Here is a 15,069-nt window from a genome sequence, read left to right as displayed (position 1 = left end):
TATGTCATATATAGCTGGAGATTTTGATGTTATAGTAATAGGGGCTGGTCATGCAGGTTGTGAAGCTGCATTAGCATCAGCAAGAATGGGATGTAAAACTTTAATATGTACTATGAATTTAGATAGTATAGCCTTTATGGCATGTAATCCTAATATTGGGGGAACAGCTAAAGGACACCTAGTAAGAGAGATAGATGCACTAGGTGGGGAAATGGGCATAAACATAGATAATACATATATTCAATCTAGAATGTTAAATACTTCTAAAGGACCAGCAGTACACTCATTAAGAGCACAAGCGGATAAGAATAGATATTCAAAAAGAATGAAAAATGTTCTTGAAAATGAGGAAAATTTATGGTTAAGACAATTAGAAGTTACAAAAATAGATGTTGAAAATGATAAGGTTAAAGGTGTTTTAACAAAATATGGCGCTTACTTTACTTGTAAATCAATAGTTTTAACAACAGGAACATACTTACAATCTGATATCATTGTAGGAGATATAAAATTTAATGAAGGACCAAGTGGTTTTTCACCATCTAATAAACTATCTGATTCTTTAAAAGAACTTGGAATTTCATTAAGAAGATTTAAGACTGGTACCCCTGCTAGGGTAAATAAACGCTCAATTGATTTCTCACAAATGGAAGAGCAATTTGGTGACGACAAGGTAGTTCCTTTTTCTTTTATGAGTAAAGATGTAAAAAGAGATCAAATATCATGTTTTTTGACATATACAAACGAAAAAACACATGAAGTTATTTTAGAAAACATACATAGATCACCACTTTACAATGGCTCAATAGTTAGTACGGGTCCAAGATATTGTCCTTCTATAGAAGATAAAGTTATGAGATTTAGGGACAAAGAAAGACATCAAATATTTATTGAACCAGAAGGTGAAGGTACAGAGGAAATGTATGTACAGGGAATGAGTAGTTCACTGCCAGAAGATGTTCAAATAAAGATGTTAAGAACTATTCCAGGACTTGAGAATGTTGAGATGTTAAGAACAGCATATGCTATAGAATATGATTGTTTAGACCCAACTCAATTAAAATTGTCTTTAGAACTTAAAGACATAGGTGGCTTATTTACAGCAGGTCAAGTAAATGGTAGTTCAGGATATGAAGAGGCGGCAGCACAAGGTCTTGTAGCAGGAATTAACGCTGCATTAAAAGTGCTAGAAAAGGAACCACTTATATTAAAAAGATCTGATGCATATATAGGAGTTCTTATTGATGATTTAGTTACTAAAGGAACTAATGAGCCTTATAGAATGATGACTTCACGTTCAGAATATAGACTATTATTAAGACAAGATAATGCAGATTTAAGACTTACTGAAATTGGACATGAAAAAGGACTTGTAAGTGAAGAAAGATATAATGAATTTATAATAAAAAAACAGCAGATAGAAAATGAAGTTGAAAGAATTAAAAACATACAAATAACTAATAAAAAAGAAGTTATAGAGTTTTTAGAAACAAAAGGTTCTGCACCACTAAAAAAACCAACAACTCTTTATGAATTAATAAAACGTTCAGAACTTGATTATTATATAGTTGCAGACTTAGATCCTGAAAGAAAAGAGCTTTCAGATGCTATCACAGAGCAAGTAAATATAATGTCAAAATATGAAGGTTACATTGAAAAACAGCTAGAACAAATAGCACAGTTTAAAAAATTTGAAAACAAGATGTTAGATAGTGAGATAGACTATAGTGATATAAAAGGTCTTAGAATAGAAGCTATGCAAAAATTAAATAAGATTAGACCTATTAATATAGGTCAGGCTTCTAGGATTTCAGGGGTATCTCCAGCAGATATTTCAGTTTTAATGATTTATTTAGAACAAAAAAATAGGTCTAAAAACCAATAAAACTTTTTGTTATAAAAGCGGAGGAAATTATGATATATTACGATATGTTAAAAGTGGCAAGTGACAATGAAGGTTTAAGCTTTGATGAAGATAAATATAATAAGTTTATAAAATATAAAGAGCTTATACAAGAGTGGAATGAAAAAGTAAATTTAACAGCAATTACAGAAGATGAAGAAATAATAAAAAAGCATTTTATAGATTCATTAAAAGTGTTTAAAATAGAAGAACTAAAAAAATGTAAAAAATTCATAGATATAGGTACAGGGGGAGGATTCCCAGGTGTACCTATGAAAATAATAAATCCAGAATGTGAAATGTATCTTTTAGATTCATTAAATAAAAGAATAAACTTTTTAAATGAAGTTGTTAACCAATTAGGATTAGAAAATGTTAATACTATGCATGGAAGAGCTGAAGATTATGCTAAGGATCCAAACTATAGAGAAGGGTTTGATGCTGTAGTTTCAAGAGCTGTAGCTAATCTTACAGTGTTAAGTGAATTTTGCATACCTTATTTAAAAGTTGGAGGATATTTTGTTGCATTAAAGGGACCAGCTATTGATGAGGAATTAACAGATGCTAAAAAGGCTATTTCAATATTAGGCGGAAGAGTTGAACGTATAGAGAATGTTGATATTGAAGGTAGCGACCTTAAACATAACTTAGTTGTAATAAAGAAAATTAAAGAAACACCTAAAAAATATCCTAGAAAAGCAGGAATGGTAACAAAAAATCCATTAAAATAATGTAAAATTATGGTATAATATATATGTGAGGACTAGATTAAAGAAAAATATAAAGGGATGGGTTTATTTATGGAAAAAAATGTAATAAACGTTTCTACAGAGTTAATAGTGCCTAATAAATATCAACCAAGACAAGTTTTTAATGAAGAGGCAATAGAAGAATTAGCTCAATCAATAAAAACTTATGGCATAATACAACCTCTTACTGTAAGGAAAAGTTTTAATGATACATATGAGCTAATAGCTGGAGAAAGAAGACTAAGAGCAGCTAAACATGCAGGGCTTTTGGAAGTTCCAGTTATAATTGTTGAAATAAACGATAAAGAGTCAGCAGCAATAGCTCTTTTAGAGAACTTACAAAGAGAAGACTTAAATTTTTTCGAAGAGGCAGTAGCATATTATAATTTGATACAAGAACATGAATATACTCAGGATCAATTAGCTAAAGCAATAGGAAAAAAGCAATCAACTATAGCTAATAAATTAAGAATACTAAAATTAGATAAAGAATTAATTGATTTAATAATAGAAAACAAGTTAACAGAAAGACATGCAAGAGCATTGTTAAAACTTCCAACACTTGAATTACAAAAATCAGTTATTAATGAAGTAATAAATAAAGGGTTAAATGTAAGTAAAACAGAACAATTGATAGATAGAGAACTACTAAGAATATCGCATCAAGAAATAGCTGCAGATGGAAAGAAAAGAATTAAAGGTGTATTTAATTCAAAAATATATGTTAATACAATAAAACAAGTTTTTGATAAATATGGCATAAAGGCCAATTATAGATCAAAGGAACTAGATGATAGTATTCAAGTTACTATAACTATAAAGAAAAAATAATGTTTCACGTGAAACAAAGACTTATTGGAAATCAATAAGTCTTTTTATTATAAATAAATGTAAAAATATAAAAATTAGTATCAAAAAGTGTAATTATTAACTTATATATAGACAATAATAGGATAAAATATATTTTAAATGATAAAAATTTCAAATAGGACTTTAATTGATAAATATATCAATATATAATTAGGTATATATAACAAATTAAATTTATTATTTAATTAAAGATGGAAAAATAAAAATTTAAAATTATATAAGTTAGAAGTTAAATTCAATATAGATAACTAGTTTGTTTTTAGGGGAAATGATAAATAGTTTATCTAACATAATAACAGAATAATTCTAATTTAAAATTTTAAATAATAATGTAGGGTTCTAAAATAAATTTTGAATTTATAAATTTATCAAGTAAGAAAATTTAAGATTAATACCATACTAATATTTGATAAATAAATTTAAAGTTAAAATTTTTTCCTTATATAAAAGTTAAAATATTATTGATTAGATAATCTAATATAATAAAAGAATGGGGGATTTTATGATGAAAACTATATGTGTTTTTAATCAGAAAGGTGGAGTTGGAAAAACAACTATAAACATAAACCTATGTTCATGTTTGGCTATGCAAGGGTATAAAATATTGGCTATAGACATTGACCCTCAAGGGAATACAACTAGTGGACTAGGAATTGATAAAAGCAAAATAGAATTTTCAACTTATGATGTTTTAACTACAGATATAAAAATAGAAGAGGCTATAAAAAAAATTGATTTAGTAGAAAATTTTTATATAGTCCCATCCAACGTTACTTTAGCCGGTGCTGAAGTAGAACTTATAGATAAAAAAAATAGAGAATTTATATTAAAAAATAAATTAAAAGATTTAGAAGATAAATTTGATTATGTATTTATAGATTGTCCTCCTTCATTAGGAATGTTAACTATAAATGCGCTTACTGCATCTAACAGTGTTTTAATTCCTATTCAGTGTGAATTTTATGCACTTGAAGGTGTAGGTCAGCTTATAAACACTTATGACTTAATAAAAAAATCTTTAAATAAAGATATAGAAATTGAAGGTGTAATCTTAAGTATGTACGATGCCAGAACGAAATTAGGAAATGAAGTTGTTTCAGAAGTTAAGAATTTTTTTAAAAACTCTGTTTATAATACTGCTATACCAAGAAATATTAGGTTAGCAGAATCACCTAGTTTTGGCCTTCCTATAATTTTATATGATGATAAATGTAAGGGAGCAGATGCTTTTTATAATTTATCTAAAGAATTTTTAGAAAGACAGAGGAGGGAATAAAAAAATGGCAAAAAAAATGGCTTTAGGTAAAGGGCTAAGTGCTCTGATTCCAGACCAAATTGTAGAAGAAAAAACAATTGAAGAATCTGTAGTTAAAATATCTATGAATTTAATAAAACCAGATAAAAATCAGCCAAGAAAAGCCTTTGACGACCAAAAGATTTTAGAGTTATCAGAGTCTATAAGACAGCATGGAGTAATTCAACCAATAATATTAAGAAAAGAAAATGAAACATATATTATAGTAGCAGGGGAAAGAAGATGGAGAGCTGCTAAGCAAGTTGGAATGAAAGATATTCCAGCAGTAATAAAAGATTTAACAGATGAGCAGGTTTTAGAAATATCCCTTATAGAAAATATTGTTAGAGAGGATTTAAATCCAATAGAAGAAGCTATAGCTTATAAAAAACTTATGAGTGATTTTAGATTAACACAAGAAGATATAAGTAAGAAAATTTGCAAATCTAGAAGTGCTATAGCTAATTGTTTAAGATTATTAAATCTAGATAATAGAGTTCAGCAATATATAATTGAAGGTGTATTGTCAGAAGGTCATGGTAGAGCTGTATTGGCCATAACTGACAATGATGCTCAATATGAAGTTTCTCAAAAAGTTATAGATAATGAACTAAATGTTAGGGAAACAGAAACATTAATAAAAGAATTACTAAAAAATAAAGAAGAAAATACTTCTAAAGAGAAAAAAGAAAAGAATCCTTATTACAAGGATATTGAAAAAAAATTAGAAGATTATTTCGATACCAAAGTAAATATAAGCCATAAGAGTAAAAATAAAGGAAAAATAGAAATAGAGTATTATTCGGAGGATGAGCTTCAAAGAATAATAGAACTATTCAGTTTATAATGTTTCACATGAAACAATTTTGAAGAAAGGAAGAAAACTATGACTCAAATATTTAACATCATAAACCAATATAGTGCATATATTACTATAGCACTTTTGGTTGTGCTAGCAGTATTCTTTATTGTATTAATAGTAACATTATCAAGTCTAAATCGTTTAGAAAAAAAATACAGACGTTTGATGAGAGGTTCTAATAATAAGAACTTAGAAGAGTTAATAATAAAATATTTAGACACTATTGATGAAGTTAAAAACAACAATAATGAAATTAAAGAAATTTGTAAAAACACACAGGCTTTAACAAACAATTGTATTCAAAAGTTTTCAATTATTAGATATAAGGCTTTTGAAGATGTAGGCAGTGACTTAAGTTATTCAATTGCACTTTTAGATGCAAATAATGATGGAGTATTATTAACAAGTATATATGGTAGAAATGAAAGTACTACATATGCAAAGCCTATAGATAAAGGTATATCAAGATATGATTTATCAGAAGAAGAAGAAAGAGCTTTACACGAAGCAATTAATAAATAATAAAAAACAAAATGTTTCACGTGAAACATTTTGTTTTTTTATATAAATATATATTTTGGGATATATTGATTCATTCATAAAATTAAAAATATACTAAGTTATAAATTACAAAATATAATTTATGCCTTTAATAACTTATCTTTGTCATTTTTACTAACAGGTATATTTATATTTTCACACTGTTCTCTACTTCCTACAGTTTTAATAATAGAATGGTATATTCCATTGGCAATTACTGTGGCTAAATTCATTACAACATAAAGTCTAGTATTTTGTAATACCATAAACTCTAATGAACCAGATATATTAACTACTCCAGTAATACTTAAGTTACCAACACTAGGTAAATCTTTATTAAGGGCTGCTCCAGGAGTGATTGGCTTAGAATCTATTATTACGTTACCAACGCTAGGTAAACTTCCTAGGCATGCGTCTATTGCAATTATATATGGATTTTTATATGTAGTATTTATCATATCTAATGTTTCTACGAGGTTTTTAGCGTGTATAGGTTTTTCTAAATTACCTAAAATATAAATACCTTTCCTTTTGAGAAATTTTAATTTATCTCCTACAAGAGGTCCTAAACTATCTCCTGTAGATCTATCTGTACCAATACATAATATTATTATATCTCTATTATCTTTTAAAATTGGTAAAATTTCTTTAGAAACAGCTTCTCTAATATTATAAGAACAATCTGAAGCTAAAGAGTCAAATTCTAATTTTCTCAAATATATCACTCCTTTTATTGTAATTATTAACCAATAAATAGAATGATATACATTTTAAAACATAAAATTTTATTAATTATAAATATGGCTATAAAAAATGAGCCTTTAACTAGGCTCATTTTTGTATTAAAGTGATTTTAATATTTTATTTATAGAATTAAGTGTATAATCGATATCTCTTTCATCATTAAAATATCCTAGACTAAATCTTATAGAGCCATTAGGGTAAGAACCTAGTGCTTTATGAGCAAGTGGAGCACAGTGAAGACCAGTTCTTGTTATAATTCCATATTGATTATCTAACATAAAACCTAATTCACTATTATCTATTTTAGTTGAATTTATAGATATAGCTGGTGCTCTATCTATAGTCTCTTTACTTCCATGAAGAATTACACTATCTATATTTAAAAGTCCTTCTATAAGTTTTTTGGCAAGGTAATCTTCATGTTCTTTTATTGTAGTTAAACCTTCATTATTAATAAAGTTTATTCCAGCGAGTAATCCTGCAATTCCAGGAGCATTCATTGTTCCACTTTCAAATTTATCTGGCATAAAAGTAGGTTGAAGTACATCAGAAGAAGAGCTTCCAGTTCCACCTTCAATTATTGGATTGCATATATTATTAAAATTATCATCAATTAGAAATCCACCAGTGCCCTGTGGACCTAGCAAACTTTTATGTCCAGTAAAAGCAAGAGCATTACAATTAAGATCTTTAAAATTAACATCAATACAGCCTGCACTTTGGGCAGTATCAATTATAAAATAGATTCCTTTTTCTTTGCAAATTTGTCCAATTTCTTTTAGAGGTTGTATACTTCCACATACATTAGATGCTTGAGAAAGCACTACTAATTTAGTATTTTCTTTAATCATAGACTTAAATGATTCTATAGATATAAATCCATCTTTATTTGCACCTATTATATCTAAATCAATTATGCCATCATTTTTTAAACTATGTAAAGTTCTTAAAGTACTATTATGATCCATAACTGATGTAATTACGTGCCAACCCTTTTTTACAGAGCCCTTTATAAGCATGTTAAGAGAATAAGTTATATTGGGAGTAAAAATTACATTTTCTACTTTATCAAAATGGAAAAAATTACAAACTAATTCTCTACATTGAAATATAATATGGTTTCCTTCAAGAGAAGAACTAGATGCACCACGACCTATATTAGAACCAACTTGGGTCATATAATCCATTATTGAATTATAAACGGTTTGTGGTTTTGGATAAGATGTAGCACCATTATCTAAATAAACTTTCATGTTAATAAGCCTCCTAAAATCATTTAAAATGTACTGCATTATTATATATAAACAGAAGTTTTCAATTATAAAATAATGTTTATATACAAATTTTAATTCAAAAGAAAGATATATATAATATACTATTATAATAACAAATAGATTAAGAAAAGCTATTTACTATTGTAATAGTATTTTTAGCTCTTTCTTTGTTATAATATAAGTGTAAGCATTAAGTAAAATTATATTTATAAAATTATATGAAAAATAAACTTTATTATAGTATAAATACATATTAATATAAATACAAATGGAAACTTATAATTAAAAATTTAGGGGGAATTTAAAGTGAGTAAAGTAATTGATTGTAAGGGGTTAAACTGTCCATTACCAGTTATAAATACAAAGAAATACTTTGATGGAATAGAAAGTGGCGTGGCAACTACAGTTGTTGATAATGAAGTAGCTAAAAATAATGTAATGAAATTTGCAGAAAATGCAGGTTTTAAGGTTAATTTTGAAGAAAAAGATAGTTTATACTACATAAATATAAATAAGGGCAATGTAGAGGGAAAATTTGATATAAAAATAGAAAATAAAAAGACTTTTTCAATTGTAGTTGGAAGTGACAAATTAGGTTCAGGTGATGATGAATTAGGAACTGCATTAATGAAAAGCTATATGTTTGCTCTTTCAGAAGCAGATATAATACCAGATAAACTATTATTTTTAAATAGTGGTATTAAATTAGTAGTTAAAGATTCAGAAGTACTTGAAAGTTTAGAAAAACTAAAAGAAAGAGGCGTTCAGATATTAAGTTGTGGACTATGTTTAGATTTTTATAAAATGAAAGATTTAGTTCAAATTGGAGAAATAACAAATATGTATGCTATAATAGAGTGCATGAATAGTAGTGATAAAACTATAAAACTATAAACATAGGAGATAAAAATGGATAAATACTATATTTTAGTTTTTAACAATACTCACGAAGCTATGAAGGCTGAAAGTGTATGTAAAATTGAAAAAATAAAACCAACAATGATGCCCACACCATCGTATATAACTAAAAGCTGTGGAATAAGCCTAAAAGTTGATGAAATACAGTTTAAGAATGTAAAAGAATTAATAAATAATGAGAAATTTACAATAAAAAGTGTATATTTAAAAGATAAAACTTCTTATTGTGAAGTATCAATTTAAGATTTACAAGGCTCTAATTAAATTCATTATATAATTTGATTAGAGTTTTTTTGTTATAAAATATCCTAAAATTTAGTTTAAAATATAAAAAAGTTGTCAAATAATATAGTATAATGGAAGACGCTATAATATATAAAATAACTTTAAGATAGGTGGGGTTAACAATGAAAGAGTTTGATATCGGTGATATTGTTGAAACTAAAAAAGCCCATGCTTGTGGCAGTAAAAATTGGCAAGTTATAAGGGTAGGAGCAGATGTTAAAATAAAATGTTTAGAGTGTGGCAGGATAATTATGTTGCCTAGAACAAAGTTTGTAAACTCTATTAAAAAAGTTGTTGGGAAAATAGATGAATAAAAAACAAATATTAAATTATTTACCTAAAATTAATAAATTATAAAAAATCAATTATATGTTGATTTTTAAAATTTAAAGTGATAAAATGTATAAATGGAATCCCTGCTGTACAAAGTACAGCCGTTAGTCCGAGGGGAGGAGGTGAAACTAATGAGATTATATGAAACTATATTCATATTACACCCATCATTAGACGAGGAGGCTGTTCAAGCTAACATCGAAAAATTCAAAGGTGTAATAGAAAATAATGGTGGACAAATCGAAAACGTTGATGTTTGGGGCAGAAGAAAACTTGCTTACGAAATCGCTAAAGTTAACGAAGGCCACTATACTCTAGTAAACTTCAGAGCTGATTCTGAATTACCAAAAGAGTTAGACAGAGTATTTAGAATATCTGACGCAGTTATCAGACATATCATAATTAATGCAGAAAACTAATAGGTGGTGTTTTAAATGAATAAGGTTGTCTTGATTGGAAGATTAACAAAAGACCCAGAGTTAAAGTTTACTCCAGGTGCAGGAACAGCTGTAACCACTTTTACAATAGCCGTTAATAGAAAATTCAAAAGAGAAGGTCAACCAGATGCAGATTTCATACCAGTTGTTGTATGGGGAAAGCAAGCTGAAAGTACTGCAAATTACATGAGTAAGGGAAAACTTATAAGTGTAGCAGGAAGAATAGAGACTCGTTCTTATGAAGCTAAAGACGGTACAAGAAGATATGTTACTGAAGTTGTAGCAGATGAAGTTCATTTCCTTGAATGGGGAGATAAATCTTCAAACGGAAATACAACATCTAACAATAGTTATGGAAACGGAGGCTTCCAAAGGGATGATTATGCATCTTCGGACATAACTCCAATGGATAGCAACGAGGACATACCATTTTAATAGGTAAGGAGGAGAGCGTAATGTCAATGGATCGTAGAAGAGGCGGAAACAGAAAAAGAGCAAAAAGAAAAGTTTGTGCTTTTTGTGTTGATAAAGCTACAAGTATAGATTACAAAGATATAAACAAGTTAAGAAAGTACGTTACAGAAAGAGGTAAAATATTACCAAGAAGAATTTCTGGAAACTGTGCTAAACATCAAAGAATGTTAACAGTATCTATAAAAAGAGCTAGAAACATAGCTTTATTACCATTCACAACAGAATAGTAATTAAAGATGATATAAAAGCAACAACTTTAGTTGTTGCTTTTATTATTTTATCTATTTATGGTTCACACTATCAAAAGTATGAACCTATTTTTATATAAGTAAATTTTAAAATAAAAAATTATATGTATTTTTATAGTAAAACAGTAGAGAATGTATGATAAAAATACAGAAACTTCTTTAATTTTAAAAAATAATGTATCTTTTATATTTTTATAATAATTTTTATAGTATAATATAAACCATAATATGTAAATTTATAAATTGATTTAAAATGTGCTATACTTGGAGTATAAAAGCTTTGTTGCATCATAGTAAAAAAGAATCTAAAATAGATTTATAGCTTAAGAAAGGGTTGTGAAATATGAGAAAAGGCGATTTTAATATTATGGGAAATGTTAAAATTATAGAAAACTTAAAGGCTGATTTATTATGCATCATTGGGGATTTTTTTAAGCTTTTAACTAGAGGTGGAAATGTTGCTCAAGAAGCTATTTTAGACTGTATTTCTGGGGCTATTATAGTTTTATACGTGTTAGGTGAAAGGCTTGGATATACTCACTTAGCGATAGATGAGACTATGAAGAAAAAACTAAAAATAGGAATAATTGAAGAAGATCCTATGGAAAAGGATGGTAAAGATTTAAGCAAGTTATACAATCATCTTAAAGAGAGAAACTAATGGAGGAAAAAATGAATAAAGAGAGATACACTACGAAGGCTATAGTTGAAGTAGGACTTATATCTGTAGTTATGTTTATGATAGTGCTTATGTCTACGTATTTACCCATATTGCAAGTTTTAGGAGTATGTTTACTTCCTATACCAATTGCTATTTTATATTTAAGATACAATTTAAATGTAGCAGGGTCAGGAGCAGTTATAAGTTTTATTTTAACAGCATTTTTAGTAAATCCTATAACCGCAATTTTCTTTGGAATAAACTATGCAATTGTAGGGATTACATTAGGCTATTGTATAAAGCAAAATAAAAAACCATATAATCTTTTTGTAACGATATTTTCTGTAACAATTTTGGTTATAACTTTAACAATAGTATTTTATATATTATTAGTTGAAAAAATAACTATCCCACAATTTTTAAATGATACTATTTCATCTATAAATAGTTATGCTTTAAGTATTATAGATGAAACCAAAAATACTTATATAAAAATGGGAGCTTCAGAGCAGATAATAAACACTATAGAATTATCAAAAAAAATGGTTAGTAGGGAATATATAATAGCATTTATACCACCAACACTGCTTATTCAAAGTTTTGTCTTAACATATATAACAATTGTTTTAAATAATAGTATATTAAAAAAATTAAAAATTAAATATGTTAAAGCAATGTCCTTTGCAGACTTTTATGTAAGTAATTTAGTTGGAGCTGCATTAATTGGTATTATGTCAATATCTATTATTTTAAAATCAAGAGGAATAGAGAGTGCTATTTATCCAATGACTATATCAATGGTACTAGTGGAATTTGTATTAACTATTAACGGTATAGCTGCAATAAGTTATTTTTTGATGAGAAAGAAAAAGCTATCACCTATAGCAGTTACCATTATAATTGTCGTAACATATCCTATGGGGTTAGGTAAATTTTATGCTCTAATTGGTATTATAGAAATGCTGTTTGACTTTAGAAAATTGGATCCACATAGGATATTTAAAGGTAAAGGAGCTTGATATGAATAATAAAGGAGATAAGTACAACTATTTTATAGGAAATGATAAATTTTACATGGTAATAATAGGATTACTTATACTAACTGTTTTTCTATTAAAACACTACCTTTTAGGTGTATTTTTAATTGTCCTATATGGAGGGTTAATTGTTTATAATATAAAGCATATTAGAGACAATAACAATCAATGGTCTAAACTTATAGATAATGTATCAGCTAAAATGGATACTGCTACATCCAGTACATTATCAAATTTTCCGTTTCCTTTTATTATGGTAGGAACAAAAGGAAATATATTATGGTACAATCAAAATTTGGCTTCTAAATTAGATGATAAAAAAGTCCTTGGAGAGAGTATTAGGGAGCTTATAAAAGAGTTTAATGTAAAGCAAGTATTAGATGGTAAGAAAAATATATATAAATCAATTAAAATAGGAGAAGATTACTACGATATACATATTAATATAGTTGAAGATGATGGATTACAACAAGATGGGAAAATAATCTTACTATATTTTTATGATGTCACAGAAAAGCAACAACTATTAGATAGTATAAATGATAATAAAGAGAGTGTAATTTTAATAGAAGTTGATAATTTAGATGAAGTAATAAAGAATACAGAGGAAGACTTAGCGCCTCAGTTAATAGCTGATATAGAAAAAACTATAAATAGCTATGCACAAAGTATGAAAGCTATGATAAGAAAATATCAAGCAAATAAATATGTTATAAGTGTTCAGGATAAATATATAGAAAAAGAACTTGAGAAAAAATTCGATATATTAGATACAGTAAGAGAGATAAATGTAGGAAATAAATTAGCTGTAACATTAAGTATTGGAGTAGGTAGAGGTGGAAGTACTCCAGGTCAAAATGAAGAGTTTGCAGAAACAGCTAAAGATTTAGCATTAGGTAGAGGCGGAGATCAAGCTGTTGTTAAAAATTTAGAAAAATTATCTTTTTATGGCGGTAAGACTAAAGAGATTGAAAAAAGAACTAAAGTAAGAGCTAGAGTTATAGCTCATGCATTATTAGAACTTATAAATGATAGTAGTAATGTATTTATTTTAGGACATAAAAATTCAGACATTGATTGTGTTGGAGCTGCAGTTGGCTTGTATAGCACAGTTAAATCCATTGGAAAAGATGCATATATAATTGTAGATATAAAAAATAATTCAGTGGATCAATTTATAAAAAATTTAAAATCTGATGGAGATTATGAGGATGTTTTTATAACTCCAGAAAGAGCTTTGTCTATGAAGGATGAAAAGAGTATACTAATAATAGTAGATGTTCATAATGAAAGTCATGTTTTATCTATGGATGTAGTTAATGCTTTTGAAAAAATTGTAATAATAGATCATCATAGAAAAGCAAAAGACTATATAAGTAATACGCTTTTAAGTTATACAGAAACTTATGCATCATCAACATCAGAACTTGTAACAGAATTAATTCAATATATGGTAGATAAGCCAAATTTAAAATCTATGGAGGCTATTGGTCTTTTAGCAGGAATTTGCTTAGATACTAAAAATTTTAATTTTAAAACAGGGGTGAGAACCTTTGAAGCAGCAGCATTCTTAAGAAAGCTAGGTGCTGATACAACTGAGGTTAAGAAGATATTTAGAGAGGACTTACAAACTTATATTTCAAAAACAGAAGTTATGAGAAAAGCTAATGTAAAAAATGGAATAGCAGTTGCAGTATGTCCACCAAATATAGAATATAATGTATTAAGTGCACAAGTAGCGGATGAGTTGCTAAATATTACAGGTATTCAAGCATCCTTTGTTATTGTTAAAATGGGAGTAGACGCATATGTAAGTGGAAGATCTCTTGGAGATATTAATGTTCAAGTTATACTTGAATCCCTTGGTGGCGGCGGACATTTAACAATGGCAGGTGCTAGAATAAAATCCGTTACATTAGATGAAGCAGAAAAATTGTTAAATCAAGCTATAGATAAATACTTAAGGGAAGGTGACAAATAATGAAAGTTATATTATTAAAAGATGTAAAAAGTGTAGGTAAAAAAGGAGATGTCATAAACGCAGCTGACGGATATGCTAGAAATTACTTGTTTCCAAAAAAATTAGCTCAAGAAGCTAATGATGCAAATATGCATATTTTAAACAAGAAAAACGAAGCAGAAAGAAAGAAAAAATTAGAAGAGATGGAAGCAGCTCAAGAAGTAGCAGCGTCACTTAAAGATAAAGAAGTAAAAATATCTGCAAAAAGCGGAGATAATGGCAGATTATTTGGAGCTATAACAAGCAAAGATATAGCAGCAGCCTTAGAAAAACAATACAATGTAAAAGTAGATAAGAAAAAAATTGTTACAGATACAATAAAAACTATGGGAACTTTTGAGATAGAAGTAAAAGTATACCCAGAAGTATCAACTAAAATTAAGGTTGTTGTTAGTGAGCAATAATAATTTTGAAAACTGA

General features: G+C 27.6%; 18 protein-coding genes. 16 read left to right on the top strand and 2 right to left on the bottom strand.

Annotation, left to right across the window (positions count from 1 at the left end; all coding sequences use genetic code 11):
* Position 1: 1 nt before the first annotated feature.
* The 6 genes from mnmG (at position 2) to KQI36_RS08600 (ending at position 6,200) form a co-directional block, all read left to right on the top strand.
* The gene (gene mnmG / locus KQI36_RS08625) at positions 2 to 1,885 is read left to right on the top strand and encodes a tRNA uridine-5-carboxymethylaminomethyl(34) synthesis enzyme MnmG (RefSeq protein WP_216450559.1); all 1,884 of its coding nucleotides are present in this window, start codon (positions 2 to 4) and stop codon (positions 1,883 to 1,885) included.
* Positions 1,886 to 1,914: 29 nt separating this feature from the next.
* Positions 1,915 to 2,634, top strand: coding sequence for a 16S rRNA (guanine(527)-N(7))-methyltransferase RsmG (gene rsmG, locus KQI36_RS08620; RefSeq protein WP_216450558.1), 720 nt, complete (start codon positions 1,915 to 1,917; stop codon positions 2,632 to 2,634).
* A gap of 69 nt (positions 2,635 to 2,703) precedes the next feature.
* The gene (noc, locus tag KQI36_RS08615) at positions 2,704 to 3,483 is read left to right on the top strand and encodes a nucleoid occlusion protein (RefSeq protein ID WP_216450557.1); all 780 of its coding nucleotides are present in this window, start codon (positions 2,704 to 2,706) and stop codon (positions 3,481 to 3,483) included.
* 544 nt (positions 3,484 to 4,027) lie between these two features.
* Positions 4,028 to 4,798 carry a ParA family protein gene (locus tag KQI36_RS08610; RefSeq protein WP_280527031.1) on the top strand — a complete coding sequence of 257 codons (771 nt, stop codon included), beginning with the start codon at positions 4,028 to 4,030 and terminating at the stop codon, positions 4,796 to 4,798.
* Between the two features lie 4 nt (positions 4,799 to 4,802).
* Positions 4,803 to 5,663: a ParB/RepB/Spo0J family partition protein gene (locus KQI36_RS08605; RefSeq protein ID WP_216450555.1), complete on the top strand. Its 861-nt coding sequence runs from the start codon at positions 4,803 to 4,805 to the stop codon at positions 5,661 to 5,663.
* A 39-nt stretch (positions 5,664 to 5,702) separates the two neighbouring features.
* Positions 5,703 to 6,200, top strand: coding sequence for a DUF4446 family protein (locus tag KQI36_RS08600; RefSeq protein ID WP_216450554.1), 498 nt, complete (start codon positions 5,703 to 5,705; stop codon positions 6,198 to 6,200).
* A 119-nt stretch (positions 6,201 to 6,319) separates the two neighbouring features.
* On the opposite strand, the gene yyaC is transcribed toward KQI36_RS08600, so the two are convergent.
* Together yyaC and KQI36_RS08590 are read right to left on the bottom strand one after the other, a co-directional pair.
* Entirely contained in the window at positions 6,320 to 6,934 is a 615-nt protein-coding gene (yyaC, locus tag KQI36_RS08595; protein WP_010298295.1) for a spore protease YyaC, read from the bottom strand.
* 126 nt (positions 6,935 to 7,060) lie between these two features.
* Complete coding sequence (locus KQI36_RS08590; RefSeq protein ID WP_216450553.1) at positions 7,061 to 8,215, bottom strand: aminotransferase class V-fold PLP-dependent enzyme; 1,155 nt, start codon at positions 8,213 to 8,215, stop codon at positions 7,061 to 7,063.
* 327 nt (positions 8,216 to 8,542) lie between these two features.
* Here KQI36_RS08590 and yedF point away from each other — a divergent pair, with 327 nt between their 5' ends.
* The 10 genes from yedF to rplI all read left to right on the top strand — a co-directional run bounded on the left by yedF (position 8,543) and on the right by rplI (position 15,053).
* On the top strand, positions 8,543 to 9,130 hold the full coding sequence (gene yedF / locus KQI36_RS08585) for a sulfurtransferase-like selenium metabolism protein YedF (protein WP_216450552.1): 588 nt from the start codon (positions 8,543 to 8,545) through the stop codon (positions 9,128 to 9,130).
* Positions 9,131 to 9,145: 15 nt separating this feature from the next.
* A complete protein-coding gene (locus KQI36_RS08580) occupies positions 9,146 to 9,397 on the top strand; it encodes a putative Se/S carrier protein (protein WP_010298284.1) in 252 nt (83 codons plus the stop codon).
* A 164-nt stretch (positions 9,398 to 9,561) separates the two neighbouring features.
* Positions 9,562 to 9,753, top strand: coding sequence for a DUF951 domain-containing protein (locus KQI36_RS08575; RefSeq protein ID WP_010298281.1), 192 nt, complete (start codon positions 9,562 to 9,564; stop codon positions 9,751 to 9,753).
* Between the two features lie 150 nt (positions 9,754 to 9,903).
* On the top strand, positions 9,904 to 10,191 hold the full coding sequence (gene rpsF / locus KQI36_RS08570) for a 30S ribosomal protein S6 (RefSeq protein ID WP_010298276.1): 288 nt from the start codon (positions 9,904 to 9,906) through the stop codon (positions 10,189 to 10,191).
* A 15-nt stretch (positions 10,192 to 10,206) separates the two neighbouring features.
* Positions 10,207 to 10,644, top strand: coding sequence for a single-stranded DNA-binding protein (locus tag KQI36_RS08565; RefSeq protein WP_061996689.1), 438 nt, complete (start codon positions 10,207 to 10,209; stop codon positions 10,642 to 10,644).
* A 20-nt stretch (positions 10,645 to 10,664) separates the two neighbouring features.
* The gene (rpsR, locus tag KQI36_RS08560; RefSeq protein WP_026022428.1) at positions 10,665 to 10,910 is read left to right on the top strand and encodes a 30S ribosomal protein S18; all 246 of its coding nucleotides are present in this window, start codon (positions 10,665 to 10,667) and stop codon (positions 10,908 to 10,910) included.
* Positions 10,911 to 11,274: 364 nt separating this feature from the next.
* Positions 11,275 to 11,592, top strand: coding sequence for a MazG-like family protein (locus tag KQI36_RS08555; RefSeq protein WP_010298267.1), 318 nt, complete (start codon positions 11,275 to 11,277; stop codon positions 11,590 to 11,592).
* 11 nt (positions 11,593 to 11,603) lie between these two features.
* Positions 11,604 to 12,611, top strand: coding sequence for a DUF2232 domain-containing protein (locus KQI36_RS08550; protein WP_162130925.1), 1,008 nt, complete (start codon positions 11,604 to 11,606; stop codon positions 12,609 to 12,611).
* A 1-nt stretch (position 12,612) separates the two neighbouring features.
* On the top strand, positions 12,613 to 14,610 hold the full coding sequence (locus KQI36_RS08545) for a DHH family phosphoesterase (RefSeq protein WP_216450551.1): 1,998 nt from the start codon (positions 12,613 to 12,615) through the stop codon (positions 14,608 to 14,610).
* Entirely contained in the window at positions 14,610 to 15,053 is a 444-nt protein-coding gene (rplI, locus tag KQI36_RS08540) for a 50S ribosomal protein L9 (RefSeq protein ID WP_010298258.1), read from the top strand. The genes KQI36_RS08545 and rplI overlap by 1 nt, the downstream gene beginning before the upstream one ends.
* Positions 15,054 to 15,069: the final 16 nt, after the last annotated feature.

It is taken from the genome of Clostridium senegalense (assembly GCF_018916625.1).
GTDB classification, from domain to species: domain Bacteria; phylum Bacillota; class Clostridia; order Clostridiales; family Clostridiaceae; genus Clostridium_J; species Clostridium_J senegalense.
The sequence above is the reverse complement of the archived record's forward strand: the minus strand, read 5'-3'. Positions and strand labels throughout refer to the sequence as shown.